This window comes from Aquimarina pacifica (genome assembly GCF_000520955.1).
In the GTDB taxonomy this organism is placed as follows: Bacteria; Bacteroidota; Bacteroidia; order Flavobacteriales; family Flavobacteriaceae; genus Aquimarina; species Aquimarina pacifica.
Window position 1 is genome coordinate 1 of sequence record NZ_JACC01000022.1, and the last position, 13,869, is coordinate 13,869.

Genomic DNA, 13,869 nt, shown 5'->3' on the forward strand with positions numbered 1-13,869 from the left:
AAACACAACAATTGGCCTTGATCCATAATAACTTAATTTATAATGCCAAATTTACCTTTGAGCCTATAGTGGGAGAGACGTACTATTTGTACCGAAAAAAAGATGAAACTGTTTTTTTATCAATCTTGGCGCCCGAAGAATGTAGTTTTAATTATATCGGAACTTTTAGGCTTACTGCCAATAAAATTTGGGATTGTTTGCACAAGGTTTAAAAAAGAGATTTAGAAAGATTGCAGTAAGCATATTTGGGTAAACACAACAATTGGCCTTGATCCCCCTGATCCTTTATGATCCTACTTCTAAGGTGTGAGAAAAAATGATGTAAACTAAAAAAAGCCTCTCCAAGTATATGGAAAAGCTTCTCATCGGTTTACTACTAAACCAGTTCTCACGACAAGCGTGAGACAACACAACTTTGTTAATTGCTAAAAAAGCTTCAACCGCAGTTGAAGCTTTTGCAATCTTGCGGTCTGGACGGGACTCGAACCCGCGACCCCCTGCGTGACAGGCAGGTATTCTAACCAGCTGAACTACCAGACCAAGGCCGTATTGCGGATGCAAATATACACCTCATTTTGATACTCACAAATGTTTTTTTTACTTTTTTTTGGTTTAATATTGATTTATTAATTAAACTTCTGTCTTTCAATAAAATAAGTTGTGAGTATTTTATCAAAATCTTTTGTAGTATCTGCTTCTACGTACTTTATTCCATATTGAGCACATTTCATTTTAAGATCATAAAAATAGGAAGACACTGCTTTTTGATAGTTCTCTTTGATTGTGTCTGCATATAAATTAATAAATTCACCTGTTTCTACATCCACAAATCGAGTTGGTTGATTACCAAAATCAAAATTTAGCTCTTTTTTACTATCAAAGGTGTGAAAAAGAATAACTTCATGTTTATTGTATTTTAAATGGCGTAATGCTTCGAATAGTTTTTCTGGATCAGATGTAGCTTGCAACATATCAGTAAACAAGAAGATCATTGATCTTCGATGAATCTTCTCAGCTATAAGGTGTAAAAATTTAAAAGTATCTGTTTGCTTATTTTTCTCTTTTGGGAGTATGGTATTACTAAGGGTGTTTAGTAACATTTGATGATGTCGTTCACTACCTTTTTCGGGGGCATAATAGTCATATTGATCACTATAGATACTTAGTCCTATAGCATCTCGTTGTTTTTTTAGGATATTCATTAAACAAGCGGTAGCAAGTACAGAAAAGCTAATTTTATTTAAAGAATTAATAGCGTGCTTTTTTACAAAAGGATAATGCATTGATGATGAATTATCGATAATAATATGACATCTCAGGTTTGTCTCTTCTTCATATCGTTTTGTGAAAAGTTTGTCTGTCTTGGCAAAAAGTTTCCAGTCAATGTGTTTTGTGCTCTCGCCATTGTTATACACTTTGTGCTCAGCGAATTCAGCAGAAAAACCATGAAAAGGACTTTTATGCATTCCTGAGATAAAGCCTTCTACAACCTGTTTTGCCAGTAACTCAAGATTTGTAAATCCCCCAGTTTTATTAATTTCATTTTGAATATTCATATTCTTGATTTAGTAGAAGTATTGTTTTTATGATTCACCAAATAGCATTTAACACTTTGAATTTAAAAGAATAAAAAAACCACAGTTACACATGTTTTTTTTCATTTTCAGGAAAAAAACGAGTATTTCTTTCTGTTGAATTTCTAATAAATTACAGTATGAAACGTACAACAATATTAATTATTTCTAGCACATTCTAGTAAAAATGGTATTGTGTTGTGCAAACAATATACGCATAACAAATCTATTTTGTTGTGTGTACAAAAAAGGCCTGACAATTGTCAGGCCTTTTATCAAAGTATGTTTATTCTTTTAGATCAAGGAATCTAATGCCTCTGCGTATGCAGTTTTTGGGGAAACACCTACTTGGCGACCTACTACTTCTCCGTTTTTGAAAACTAAGACTGTAGGGATATTTCGTACCCCATACTTTGCGGCAAACTCCTGATTTGCGTCTACATCAACTTTTCCTACAACGGCTTTGCCATTATACTCTTCACTAATTTGTTCTATAATAGGACCTACCATTCTACAAGGACCGCACCATGCTGCCCAAAAGTCAACAAGAACTGGTTTGTCACTCTGAAGTACTACTTCATCAAAAGTAGCATCTGTTATTTCTAATGCCATAGTTATTTATTATTTAAAATTGTTTTTTATTTTAATTACACAAAATTAGTCAATAATTCTGCCAAAGCTTACAATCACAATATTTCTTTTGGCTATAGAGATATCGAGTTTTCTGATACCCTTATACATGTTATTGTTTTCTGGGTATAAATTCTTACTATTTTGATTTCCTAAATATGAAGTAATACATATTGTTAAAAAAGAGAATAGAAAAAATGATTCTAATATATAAACCGGGTTTAATATAAGAAAAAATCAACAGTTCTTTGTGCTTTTTATTTTTTGCCCAAGGAGTAACTTTGTTTAAGAAGGTGTAAGACTTCTTTAATTTAGTGCCATAAAATTCTATCTAAAATCAAATTAACATCAATTAAAACGATGCTAAAAGCGCCTACAACAATAATAAACTTGAGAATATTATGTAGCCAGACATAGTGTGTTCTTTCTTTGGATGCCCATATCCCTATAAAGAAGAAAAGCAGGAGTAGAATAGATGCGTAAAAGTATAGGTACATATACCCAATATCGTATGAGGTAAGCAATAAGTATATGGGGATAGATGCGGCCACTATCAAAGTACTAATGATCTGTTTTGATGTGCGCTCTCCGTACTTAATAGGTATCGTATTATAGTTTTGAGCAAGATCTCCTCTCAGATTTCCTAGGTCCTTGATCATTTCTCTCATCACTAATATCAAAAACAAAAAAGTAGCATGCACAAAAATGACTTCATCAAAATTTTTGTAATAGATGAATACTGCAAAAAAAGGAGTAATGGCTAAAGAAGAAGCCACAATATTACCAATAATCGGAAATTTTTTAAGTTTATGAGAATAGAACCAAATAGAAAAAATATATACTGAAAAGAAAACTACTGCTCTAAAAGAAACATAACTTGCGCATACTACTGATAGAAAATTGAGGACAAAATACCCAGTTAGTTTTGTTCGTTGACTTACTAAACGATCTAGCATCGTTTTTTGAGGACGATTAATTAAATCTTTCTCTCTGTCATAAAAGTTATTAATAATATATCCAGCAGCAATTACTCCAGAAGAGGCTAGCACGATGACGAATAAGTTTGGATCCAATACGATCTGTTGTAATTGTATATGGGGAGCCAAAATAAAAATAGAAGAGAGGTATTGCGCAACTACAATAATTAGAATATTGTATCCGCGAACAACAGAAAACAAACTCAATAATTTTAGAATAACAAGCTTATTTTTTCTGTTAAGCATGACTAATGCTTCTTAAAAATTGTAAACTACTTCTAGCTTATAATCCTTGAGTGATGCTTGAGCTTTATCAAAATCCTGAGTGAACCCCAAAATATATCCGCCGCCGCCAGAACCACAAAGTTTAAGGTAATAATCATTAGTTTCAATTCCTTTTTTCCATAACGAATGAAACTGTTTTGGGATCATTGGCTTGAAGTTATCAAAAACAACATGAGACAGTTGTTTTATGTTCGAAAAAAGTGACTTGACATCTCCTTTAAGAAAATCATCTACACAAGCATCTGTATATTTTACAAATTGGTTTTTGAGCATGTTGCGAAACCCTTCTTGTTTCATACTCTCCATAAAAATATGAACCATGGGTGCCGTCTCACCTACAATACCGCTGTCTAACAAAAAAACAGCACCTTTCTTATGAACAGTGCTTTGAGATGGAATTCCCGCTGGCTCGATATTATCTTTTGAATGTATAAGAATAGGTAAGCTGAGGTAGCTATTAAGTGGGTCAAGACCAGAACTATTACCATGAAAAAAAGACTCCATCAATCCAAAAATACTTTTTAGTTTTAAGAGCTTATCACGGGTCAGGTTTTCTAATACAGTAATTTTATCGGCAGCATATTTGTCATAAATTGCTGCAACTAGAGCACCACTGCTTCCTACACCATATCCTTGAGGGATGCTACTGTCAAAATACATTCCTGAATCGATGTCTGCTTGTAATTTTTCTAAGTCAAAAGTGACGATACCTTTATTCTGAATTTCTTCTAGGTAAGAAGCAAACTTTTTGAGGTGTTCATTTGATTGTAATGACTCCTTATTGGGTTTGTCTGATACTTTTAGTGCACCTTTATAAAAATTATAAGGAATCGAAAGACCTTTAGAATCTTTTATAATTCCATATTCTCCAAACAAAAGTATTTTAGAATAAAATAACGGTCCTTTCATAATATTTTAAATGTTACTTCTTACTACTTGTCGTCAACTTAAGGTTAAAGTTACACTATTTTAGCTCCCAAACCTATTTTGTCGCAAATATACTGCTGATTCTGACAATACGCAACTAACTCGCTAGTAATGAAATCCAAAGCACTTTCTTTTTCAATATTAGGATACAAAACATGTACATTGGCACCAGCATCTAGGGTAAAACACATTTTTGATCCCGTTGTTTTACGATATTCCCATATTTTGTGGATTACAGATAATGTATTTGGTTTCATTAAAATAAAATAGGGTAATGAGGTCATCATCATTGCATGAAGTGTTAGTGCTTCACTCTCGACTATTTTTATAAAAGCATCAATATCACCAGAGATAAGCACTTCTTTAAGTTTGGTAATATTTTCGTTCGCCTGTTCAAACCTTTTTTCTGCAAATGGGTGGCCATGCATTAGGTCGTGTCCTAAGGTGCTACTTACTTCTTTTTCTCCTTTGTCAATTAACAGTATAGTGTCTTGATATGCTTCAAAATTTGTGTGTACTTTATCAGGAAAAGGAATTGCATATGCATTGCTACTACCATTGATATTTTCGTGTTTTCCCCAAACGGTAACAGGGCCTTCGATACTTCGACAAGCACTACCAGAGCCTAAACGAGCCAGAAATGAAGCTTTTTGTACTAAATATGCACTTGGGTTCTCAGGAAATATCTTTTTTTCTAATTGCATAAGACAAAATGCCAAAGCACTCATGCCGCTGGCAGAAGACGCAATACCACTGCTATGAGGAAATGTATTACTTGTTTCTATTGTAAAGGAATACTCTTTTAAAAAAGGAACATATGGTGCTATCCTTTCAAAAAACTTTTGGATTTTGGGTTTGAACTCAGGTTTTGGTTTTCCTTCAAAAATCAGTTCGAAATCGAAGTTCGATTCTAAAACATTTCGTTTTTTGTATGTTAATTTAGTATTAGTTTTACAAGAGTCTAACGTAAAGCTAATAGAAGCATTCTGAGGTATTTGAATAGGTTTTTTGCCCCAATATTTTATTAAAGCAATATTGCTGGGTGAAGTACATTCAATAGTTCCTGTCTCGGGTAACTCTTTACTTTTAGATAAGATAAACTCAGGATAGGCTGTCATAGATTGCTAGAATTTTTTGACAAAGATAAGAGGTATCCTATATTGATAAGGCATTCGTAGTAAAAATAAATTCCTATTTTAGTAGTGCACTAACTTATTTTATGAAAAAAAAAATCTCTCGTATTGTTATATCTGTAATACTATGTGTATTCATTGGATTTTTAAGTAGTATTGCTACCCAAAGCTCTATTACCACATGGTATCCAACACTTGTTAAGCCTTCTTTTACACCACCGAATTGGATTTTTGGACCTGTATGGGGAGTATTATATGTTCTTATGGGGGTTGCCGCAGGAATTGTTTGGAGTAAAGGCTTGTATCATAAATGGGTGAAAACTGCGTTATATCATTTTGGGTTTCAATTGTTGCTTAATGCAGCATGGTCTATTCTTTTCTTTGGATTGCAAAATCCTTTCGTAGCATTAATAGATATAATTGCCCTATTTGTTTTACTTTTGTTCACAATTAAATGGTTTACTGTAGTAAATTCCACCGCCGCCTATCTACTAATACCCTACATAATATGGGTTGCTTTTGCAACTGCCTTGAATTTTGGCATTTGGCAACTTAATTAGAACTAAGAAAAAGGATTTTCAATTTTATATGAGTAAAAAAGCAATAGTCTTGCAGACTACTTTAGAATTAATTACAAAACAAGGTATTAATGCAACCTCTCTTTCTCAAATTATTAAAGAGTCTGGAGTTGCCAACGGAACGGTATACCATCATTTTAAGAATAAAGAAGAAATTATTACTGAACTCTATTTAATGCTTGCTCAAGATTTTGGAACAGTAGTAATGCGTAATACACCAGAGAACGATGTAAAAAAACAGTTTTCTGTTATGTGGCTCAATCTGTTCTATTATTTTGTAAATAATCCATTGGCATTTATATTTTCTGAACAAATCGTGCGATCACCAGAAATTCCGCAATCGCTAAAAGATAAGGCCAGGCAACATTACAATAAGATAGAAACTTATTTTAAAAAAGGAATAAAACAAAAAGTATTCAAAGCCTATAATACATTAATTATGGAAGAATTATTTTTTGGAAATGTAGTGTCTCTGGTAAAAATTCATGAAAACGAACAGGTAAAACTTCAGGAAAAGCATATTAATCAAGCAATAGAAATTTCATGGAGAGGCTTTTTAAAGGATCAAACTATTATCTAGATTAAATCACTTCTTAGGATATAAAAATAGAATTTTTGATTTCTATCATATTCATGGCTCCGTATTGTCCATATTTTTATCTTTGTCGCTCTTAAAAGAATTATATTTTACAATGGCCAAGAATTTTATAGAAGAATTACGTTGGAGAGGGATGTTACATGATGCAATGCCCGGAACCGAAGAATATTTAATGGAGCAAATGCGAGCTGCCTATGTAGGGTTTGATCCCACAGCAGATTCATTGCATATTGGTAACCTCGTTCCTATCATGTTATTGGCTCATTACCAAAGGGCAGGTCATAAGCCTTTTGCTCTTGTAGGTGGTGCTACCGGTATGATTGGGGACCCTTCAGGGAAATCGGCAGAACGTAATTTACTAGACGAAAAAACATTGCGTCACAATCAAGAAGCTATAAAATCTCAATTGAGCCGATTTCTTGATTTTGAAAGCAATGTAGAGAATGCTGCTGTACTGGTTAATAATTATGATTGGATGAAGGATTTCTCGTTTCTTGAATTTATTAGAGACGTAGGAAAACATATTACGGTTAATTATATGATGGCCAAGGATTCTGTAAAGAATAGAATCTCATCAGAATCATCAGAAGGAATGTCGTTTACAGAATTCACCTATCAATTGGTGCAGGGATATGACTTTTTACATTTGTACAGAGCTCATGAATGTACATTGCAGATGGGAGGAAGTGATCAATGGGGTAATATCACTACAGGAACAGAATTAATCAGAAGAATCGCAGGAGGGAAAGGATATGCCTTAACATGTCCTTTGATAACAAAGTCTGACGGATCTAAATTTGGTAAGTCAGAAGGTGGTAATGTTTGGTTAGACGCGAAACGAACATCACCTTATAAATTCTATCAATACTGGTTAAATACCAGTGATGAGGATGCAGAAAAATATATCAAAATCTTTACTTTTTTGACCGAAGAAGAAATCAAATCTTTGGTCGAAACCCATAAAGAAGCGCCACATCAACGTGCATTACAAAAAAAGCTTGCAGACGAAGTTACCGTTATTGTTCATTCTCAAGAGGATCTTGATAATGCAATAAAAGCATCTGCAATTCTTTTTGGAAAATCTACATCAGCAGATCTTAAAGAATTAGATGAAGCTACTTTTCTTGATGTTTTTGACGGAGTGCCGCAAGCAGAAATTTCGAGAAACTTACTTAGTGATGGCGTAGATATTATTGGGGCTTTGGCAGAGCATACAGGTTTTCTAAAATCAAACGGAGAAGCGAGAAGAGCACTCAAAGAAAATTCTATATCTGTAAATAAAGAGAAAGTAAAAGAAGGATATGCGATCTCTGACTCTGATTTGATAAACGAACAGTTTGTATTGTTGCAACGTGGTAAGAAAAACTATTTTGTAATACGAGCGGTATAGTTTTCATATTCAATATTAGGATATCAAATATCAATCTTATGGTGGTTGATAAGTATTCCTACTTTACATAAAAAAACAAAGCCTACTATAACATCTTATCTAGTAGGCTTTGTCAATTAACCAAATCAATTATTGAAAAACTTAGCAATCCATACAGCTCAATACAACTGTATATTGTAACTATTTTTATTTCTTTATTTTTACCCAATTTACATCAGCTTGCGAAAGTAGTTTTTCGGGATCTTCTTCTAGCCACTTCTCTAATGTATTTATTCCCCATGAATTATAAAAAAGATATAATTTACCATCTCTAATTTCGAAAGTCTTAGGGTTGATATCTACTTTTTCACTATTGACACCGATAGCATATGCGCAAAATCCGCCATATTGCGGGATGTATTTTTCGGGGTTACTTTTAAATTTTTCTAAGTTTTCTTGAGTTGCAAACTTATATTTTACACCATCATGAGTAGCAATAAAATTGCTAGCACCTCTTATCGCCTTGTTTGCAAAATACTCAGTGACATCATATCCTTTAGCAACAAAATCTTTACTAGTATTGTAATTCACTTTTTGCGCACTCAAAGGTGCTGCAAAGGCAAAAAATAACAGAAATATATAGTGCTTCATATGTTTTTTTTGGAACTCTCGTGTGTTTAGTCGTGCAAAAAATCTAAACCTTACATTGGATATTCTTTTTTAACTACTTTTTGTTTTTTTATGTGGATGTGATCAATTAGGGAAACTTGTCAGGTATCGAAAAGCAAAAAAGAATAACGGTACATATTGATCAAAATGATTTTGGTAAGGATCTAATTCTGTGAAGTGGCTTTTTTTACTGAGGGTGTTTTTAGAAACAGGAAAGGTTTGTGTTGAGTAGTATAAATGGTGTCAGAATATGTGTAAAAAAATATTGCAGAGCATACTATAAGCACACTCTGCAATAAACTCGAAAATCGTTTTTTGTATTAGTATATACAAGAATCGGTTCCGTTCCAGATATAGCTTCCTAGAAAATATGTGGCTCTGTCAAAAGGAACATATAATTTAATTTTAAATAAAACAGCTTCCTCGCTTAAATTGTAATCCCTTTTGTTAAAAGGCCAATTACTACCATAAAATTTTGGAACAAAGCAACCTCTCACTACTTTATTAAAAGATAAAACTTTTAGGTTAGAAACAGAAACTTCGTTTAAGCCGATTGTAGCACCAAATATTTTTTTATAGGATGTATTATCATCCCAAAGGTCTCTCCCTACTTGATTATTATGATAATCCATTTGTTCGGCATCTACCGGGTTGACATCTCTACAACTTTCATTAGCATTTCCTATTGCTCTTGCAAAGTTCATAGGGCTAACCTTTGAGCTTACAGAAGGATAATGGTATGCCAATAAACCGCTCCAGAATATATGGCGAAATGCATCTCTGTACGTTGATTCTGCATTCGCATAATAAAAATATGCTTCTGTAGCTGCTACAGCTGCAAGACTTGCTTGAGCTAGAGCATAAACTCCAGCAGCAGTATTATAACCTGATGAAGATAAGACACACTGCTCGTGGTCATAGGCTCCAGAAACATCGTCATAATCAATTTTGAAGCTTATTCCATTTTCTTGTTGTTTTTTAGAAACTGAGCTCTTTATGTTTTCCTCATTGGTTGCTAATTCTTTTAAGGCCTCATATTCGAAATTCAAAAGATAATATTCGTTAATTGTTTCTAAGTGTTCAGAGATTTCTTCTTCAGATAAATCTGAAAAATCATTTTTGATCATGTCTAATTTAGCCACTTGATCTTGCTCCGTATTTGATTGAGCTTTTTCAAGCTCTTTTTCAATTAATAGGTTAATCCTTTGAATGCTCTCGTTATCGGTATTGGGAGCATTCAGTAGTTCAATTTTTTCTTTTAACAACTCATCTAAATACACATTGTTCTCTTCAGCGCTATTAAAAGGAAATTCACTACTCACATTTAAAGCAGCTTCGGCGAGTAAGTTATTTTCTGGCAAGTCGGTTTCTATAAATGTAGCAGAAGAATTATTTTTTTTACTTAGCTCGTATTTCTGCTTATTATAAAATTCTTTTAATGAAACCTTTGTTAACTCTTTAGTCAAATCTTCTGGTGTAGCAGAAAACCTATGGTTTACAGGTATTCCTTTAAACGTAATTACTGGATTTGTGTTTTCTAAAGCTTCAATTTCATTAATTTCGTTGTTCTCAATTTCTTTTTCACAGGAAATTAAGATTGAAAATGAAAGTACGTAAAAAAAGATTCTAAGTGTTTCTTTGGTATTCATTTGATTGTAATTGTTTGGTTTTAATTAATTTTTTAACTTTTTGTATATGGCCATATAATTGTATGATGCACTTTTTTATTTTTATAACAGATTGTTAGCTAGGTATTTTTGTTAATATTGAGGCAGCAAACAATAAAATATTGTTGAAATATTTACTAGGTATATCTGTTATGATACTTCCTCTTTTTTCAGAATTTCTAGGAATAGTATTGGGTGATCACCATGGGGATTAGAAAACAAATCTCCGGCAAGTTGGATGGGATTTGTCTATTAGAATGACAGAATAGCCCGTAGTATATCAGCTATGTTTTTTAGAAGTTATACCATACCGATTATAAAATGCGAGATCAACAATTTAAATTATTTGTTGTGTATTATGATTGATATGGTATTCGTGTTTTAAGTACTAAAGGTGTGTCGGATTTTTTACAATAAAAAGTTATTGGTCTCAGGGTACGGAATTAATGCACTTATCAATAAGCTGATGCTGTCTTTTGCAATCAATGTAATCGACAATAATGTTGCTGTCACCACGATTGCAGTTGCCAAATTATTTTGTTGAATATCTTTGAATTCATTAATCCCTTTGGTTAATGCCGAAAAAAGGAAAAAAACAGCTGTATTTATAAGGATGGCAAAGGCAAAGCCTATTCCTAAATATAATCCCGAATACTGAACAATTTTACCAAAGGTAATCTGATTTTCTCCAGACATAGATAATCGAACAATATTGGTAATTGATGGGATAATTTCGGAAAGCATGATTCCTATAGATAGAATGATCCCTGCTGCAAAAACAGAAAATGCCATATTATTATCTTGAATAGAAGTGTTTTTGAAGAATATTTTTTGTAGTAGCTTAAAAGAAATATAAATGATGAGTACCGAAAGAATAATCGATAAGAGTATTTCTATAAAGGCAAGCGTTAATAATTTAGTTTGCATGCTGTTAGTTGTTTGTTAGTACAATGTACCAATGATTAATATTGTCGAAATTACTAGGCAAAGTACCTATGGTAAAAAATTTATTTGTTGTTTCCCACACATAATACCGTTTTCCTTTTTGGGCAATGAATTTTCCTTTCGAAGGAATGTTGAGTCCTAAAACTGAGTGCTTGTAATAATCACTATTTAGGATAGCAACATCATAGTTAAAATAACTAAGAATAGCATAAATAATAACTGTTCTAGTGTCACAATCACCTTTTAGATTCCCCATAAATCCTACTGGATTTTGTATTCCGAAAGGAACTTGACCAATACAGCAGCTAGGGCATTTTTCTAAAGCGATTTTAATGGTTTTTTCGTAGTTTTCTGGAGATTTACATGCCTCACTAAAAACAAAGGCATATGGGATATCTTGTATAAAGGTAACGACCATTTCTGCAAATTCGAATTGATTAAGAGAATTGGTGTCTTTTATTTTTTTAAGTTCATCAAGTATTAAGTCCAAACGAGGTGTATCTGTTGTTGCTAGATATTGATATAACTCTCCCCAAGAATGGTTTTGATGAAAACTTACTGCGCTCGCATATTCTTTTTTTGATGAGAAATACTCTTTTTCTCGAATTAAAAATCGACCACTAAATGAATTTCCATAATTATCTTTCCATTGTCTGTCTTGACGAAGTACCACTATCGAATCTCCATTCTCAAAAAAGTTTTCACGAGAAATATTCTCAGTTATATCTGGTGTTATAGATTGGTCCAAAGAGAAATCAGAAAGCATATAGCGCACTCCTACTAGTGCAATAAGAAGAAAGGTGCTGTATATTACGAATCGCCAAGAAAATCTGGAGGTATTCTCCTTGCTTGATCTACCAAAAACAATAGATAATCCGTACAATAGGACTATAAAAGCAAAAAAAGTAGAGATAGGTAAAAACCCTGTTAGAAAACCACTGCCTACAGTTGCGATCAAAACAATTGCGGGAAACGAAAAACAACCTGCTTTTTTTTGTACTGCCATTGCTAAAGCGCCATTAGGTTACATCCTCTGATATCACTATGATCAAATCTACCTAAAATCTCAAAGCTACCATCACTTCGTATTTTTCCTAAATCCTGAGTAGCAATAAAGGAGCATGAGTTAATATTAGCAAGATCAATTATATTGATGCCTCCGGTACGATTAACTCCTAACCGAGTTAGTGGAGCCTCTGGATTTCGAATTGAGACCTTCATCCATGGTGGGCAATGAAATATACCATCGCCTTTAGAGTATGCCTGTGATAACAACTCAGTCATTCCATATTCACTATGAATTTTAGAAATACCGAACCCTTTTTTGATAATTTCGTGTAATTCGGTACGAATCATCTCTTTTCTTCGACCTTTCATACCTCCCGTTTCCATAACAATGGTATTTGGACTTAATTTTATGTTGTAATTCTCAATAAGGTCAAGTAAAGCAAAAGATACACCTAGAAGCAATATTTTTTTTTCTTCTGCTATTAATTTTTTCAGGTTGTGAATTAGATTCTCAGTATTGTTTAAATAAAATCCGCTTTTTGGATGGGCACTATCTTGAATTAATTTTTCTGCCATATAAACCAACGAAGATCCTTCTCTCTCTAAGTAGGATGGCAATAACGCTAAGACCACATAGTCAGTTATAGAGCCGTAAAAATGTTGAAATCCTTTTCGAAAACTTTTTTCATAAACGCTAAGATCACTTACGTAATGCTTACTGGTAACGCTTCCTGTGGTGCCACTACTAGTAAATATCGTAGCTATAGGTCTAGAAGTACTTATGATTTTCTCCTGTTTAAAAAACTGAATGGGTAAATAAGGGATATCTTCAATTTTTTTTATGGCAGATTTTGTAACCCCAAGAAGATTACAAAATCTTTGGTAGAATAGGTTGTTGGTATATTGATGATGAAATACACGCACTGCGGATTTCTCAAAATCTAAATCGTTTTGAATAGAAAAAATAGTGTCCGCCTGCATATAATTTGTTCAACAAATGAATAGAAACAAAGGTATAAAAACAGGAAATTTTTAAAACAGAATTTTATCCTAAGATTTTAAGAAAAGAATATGTAAGCTATTTGGTAATGCTTAATTTTCTGGTAGCACTGTTTTTACCTTCTTTGATATTCATAATATAGATACCTGGTCCAAGATGACTAATATCTAATTCTTTACCAATTAATACCTTAAAATGCTTTTTTTCACCCAATACAGTAAAAATTGTTACCGTTTTGGTAAGTGCACGATCTGATGTAATATAGATAGAACTTCCGGCAGTAGCAGGATTAGGAAAAATGCTTAATCCTTTAATTTTAGCATTTTTGGGATCTTGGTTTTCGATACCGTTAATAGTATTCGATTGTGCTTGTATCCCTGAGTTTATGGGGAAAGCAGATAGGCCAATAAGTAAGAGTAGTAAGTAGATTTTTTTCATAAAGCGATATTTTGGGACCATAAAGATACAATATAAAATTGAAAAAGAACAAAAACTTGGCCACAGTTGTA

15 protein-coding genes and 1 tRNA gene are annotated in these 13,869 nt (G+C 33.0%); 4 read left to right on the plus strand and 12 right to left on the minus strand.

The window, feature by feature from the left end:
* Nucleotides 1–212, plus strand: a 212-nt coding sequence (locus tag DZ60_RS0112170; protein WP_025742346.1) for a DUF2452 domain-containing protein, incomplete at its 5' end; no start/stop codon positions are given.
* A gap of 254 nt (nt 213–466) precedes the next feature.
* On the opposite strand, the gene DZ60_RS0112175 is transcribed toward DZ60_RS0112170, so the two are convergent.
* The 6 genes from DZ60_RS0112175 to DZ60_RS0112200 form a co-directional block, all read right to left on the minus strand.
* Nucleotides 467–540 (minus strand) — tRNA-Asp (locus DZ60_RS0112175).
* A gap of 86 nt (nt 541–626) precedes the next feature.
* Nucleotides 627–1,556 carry a DUF58 domain-containing protein gene (locus tag DZ60_RS0112180; protein WP_025742347.1) on the minus strand — a complete coding sequence of 310 codons (930 nt, stop codon included), beginning with the start codon at nt 1,554–1,556 and terminating at the stop codon, nt 627–629.
* Between the two features lie 312 nt (nt 1,557–1,868).
* Nucleotides 1,869–2,186 (minus strand): thioredoxin, encoded by a 318-nt coding sequence (gene trxA / locus DZ60_RS0112185; protein WP_025742348.1) that lies wholly within the window; start codon nt 2,184–2,186, stop codon nt 1,869–1,871.
* 329 nt (nt 2,187–2,515) lie between these two features.
* On the minus strand, nt 2,516–3,427 hold the full coding sequence (locus tag DZ60_RS0112190) for a geranylgeranylglycerol-phosphate geranylgeranyltransferase (protein ID WP_025742349.1): 912 nt from the start codon (nt 3,425–3,427) through the stop codon (nt 2,516–2,518).
* Between the two features lie 12 nt (nt 3,428–3,439).
* Nucleotides 3,440–4,375: a mevalonate kinase family protein gene (locus tag DZ60_RS0112195; RefSeq protein ID WP_025742350.1), complete on the minus strand. Its 936-nt coding sequence runs from the start codon at nt 4,373–4,375 to the stop codon at nt 3,440–3,442.
* A gap of 50 nt (nt 4,376–4,425) precedes the next feature.
* Nucleotides 4,426–5,511 carry a diphosphomevalonate/mevalonate 3,5-bisphosphate decarboxylase family protein gene (locus DZ60_RS0112200; protein WP_025742351.1) on the minus strand — a complete coding sequence of 362 codons (1,086 nt, stop codon included), beginning with the start codon at nt 5,509–5,511 and terminating at the stop codon, nt 4,426–4,428.
* Between the two features lie 101 nt (nt 5,512–5,612).
* Here DZ60_RS0112200 and DZ60_RS0112205 point away from each other — a divergent pair, with 101 nt between their 5' ends.
* The 3 genes from DZ60_RS0112205 to tyrS all read left to right on the plus strand — a co-directional run bounded on the left by DZ60_RS0112205 (nt 5,613) and on the right by tyrS (nt 8,092).
* Nucleotides 5,613–6,086 (plus strand): TspO/MBR family protein, encoded by a 474-nt coding sequence (locus tag DZ60_RS0112205; protein WP_025742352.1) that lies wholly within the window; start codon nt 5,613–5,615, stop codon nt 6,084–6,086.
* 49 nt (nt 6,087–6,135) lie between these two features.
* The gene (locus DZ60_RS0112210; RefSeq protein ID WP_241448741.1) at nt 6,136–6,684 is read left to right on the plus strand and encodes a TetR/AcrR family transcriptional regulator; all 549 of its coding nucleotides are present in this window, start codon (nt 6,136–6,138) and stop codon (nt 6,682–6,684) included.
* A gap of 112 nt (nt 6,685–6,796) precedes the next feature.
* The gene (gene tyrS, locus DZ60_RS0112215; RefSeq protein WP_025742354.1) at nt 6,797–8,092 is read left to right on the plus strand and encodes a tyrosine--tRNA ligase; all 1,296 of its coding nucleotides are present in this window, start codon (nt 6,797–6,799) and stop codon (nt 8,090–8,092) included.
* 186 nt (nt 8,093–8,278) lie between these two features.
* On the opposite strand, the gene DZ60_RS0112220 is transcribed toward tyrS, so the two are convergent.
* From DZ60_RS0112220 to DZ60_RS0112245, 6 genes are all read right to left on the minus strand, one after another.
* Complete coding sequence (locus tag DZ60_RS0112220; RefSeq protein ID WP_025742355.1) at nt 8,279–8,722, minus strand: YHS domain-containing (seleno)protein; 444 nt, start codon at nt 8,720–8,722, stop codon at nt 8,279–8,281.
* 338 nt (nt 8,723–9,060) lie between these two features.
* A complete protein-coding gene (locus DZ60_RS0112225) occupies nt 9,061–10,389 on the minus strand; it encodes a DUF6973 domain-containing protein (protein ID WP_025742356.1) in 1,329 nt (442 codons plus the stop codon).
* Between the two features lie 426 nt (nt 10,390–10,815).
* Entirely contained in the window at nt 10,816–11,334 is a 519-nt protein-coding gene (locus DZ60_RS0112230) for a DUF350 domain-containing protein (RefSeq protein WP_025742357.1), read from the minus strand.
* A 4-nt stretch (nt 11,335–11,338) separates the two neighbouring features.
* A complete protein-coding gene (locus tag DZ60_RS0112235; protein ID WP_025742358.1) occupies nt 11,339–12,358 on the minus strand; it encodes a hypothetical protein in 1,020 nt (339 codons plus the stop codon).
* Between the two features lie 2 nt (nt 12,359–12,360).
* On the minus strand, nt 12,361–13,341 hold the full coding sequence (locus DZ60_RS0112240) for a LuxE/PaaK family acyltransferase (protein WP_025742359.1): 981 nt from the start codon (nt 13,339–13,341) through the stop codon (nt 12,361–12,363).
* A 97-nt stretch (nt 13,342–13,438) separates the two neighbouring features.
* Complete coding sequence (locus tag DZ60_RS0112245; protein WP_025742360.1) at nt 13,439–13,798, minus strand: T9SS type A sorting domain-containing protein; 360 nt, start codon at nt 13,796–13,798, stop codon at nt 13,439–13,441.
* Nucleotides 13,799–13,869: the final 71 nt, after the last annotated feature.

What these genes read in the sequence shown, in the direction of transcription:
- DZ60_RS0112180 (WP_025742347.1), bottom strand. Translation starts at nt 1,556, where the DNA reads ATGAATATTCAAAATGAAATTAATAAAACTGGGGGATTTACAAATCTT.
- trxA (WP_025742348.1), bottom strand. Translation starts at nt 2,186, where the DNA reads ATGGCATTAGAAATAACAGATGCTACTTTTGATGAAGTAGTACTTCAG.
- DZ60_RS0112190 (WP_025742349.1), bottom strand. Translation starts at nt 3,427, where the DNA reads ATGCTTAACAGAAAAAATAAGCTTGTTATTCTAAAATTATTGAGTTTG.
- DZ60_RS0112195 (WP_025742350.1), bottom strand. Translation starts at nt 4,375, where the DNA reads ATGAAAGGACCGTTATTTTATTCTAAAATACTTTTGTTTGGAGAATAT.
- DZ60_RS0112200 (WP_025742351.1), bottom strand. Translation starts at nt 5,511, where the DNA reads ATGACAGCCTATCCTGAGTTTATCTTATCTAAAAGTAAAGAGTTACCC.
- DZ60_RS0112205 (WP_025742352.1), top strand. Translation starts at nt 5,613, where the DNA reads ATGAAAAAAAAAATCTCTCGTATTGTTATATCTGTAATACTATGTGTA.
- tyrS (WP_025742354.1), top strand. Translation starts at nt 6,797, where the DNA reads ATGGCCAAGAATTTTATAGAAGAATTACGTTGGAGAGGGATGTTACAT.
- DZ60_RS0112220 (WP_025742355.1), bottom strand. Translation starts at nt 8,722, where the DNA reads ATGAAGCACTATATATTTCTGTTATTTTTTGCCTTTGCAGCACCTTTG.
- DZ60_RS0112225 (WP_025742356.1), bottom strand. Translation starts at nt 10,389, where the DNA reads ATGAATACCAAAGAAACACTTAGAATCTTTTTTTACGTACTTTCATTT.
- DZ60_RS0112230 (WP_025742357.1), bottom strand. Translation starts at nt 11,334, where the DNA reads ATGCAAACTAAATTATTAACGCTTGCCTTTATAGAAATACTCTTATCG.
- DZ60_RS0112235 (WP_025742358.1), bottom strand. Translation starts at nt 12,358, where the DNA reads ATGGCAGTACAAAAAAAAGCAGGTTGTTTTTCGTTTCCCGCAATTGTT.
- DZ60_RS0112240 (WP_025742359.1), bottom strand. Translation starts at nt 13,341, where the DNA reads ATGCAGGCGGACACTATTTTTTCTATTCAAAACGATTTAGATTTTGAG.
- DZ60_RS0112245 (WP_025742360.1), bottom strand. Translation starts at nt 13,798, where the DNA reads ATGAAAAAAATCTACTTACTACTCTTACTTATTGGCCTATCTGCTTTC.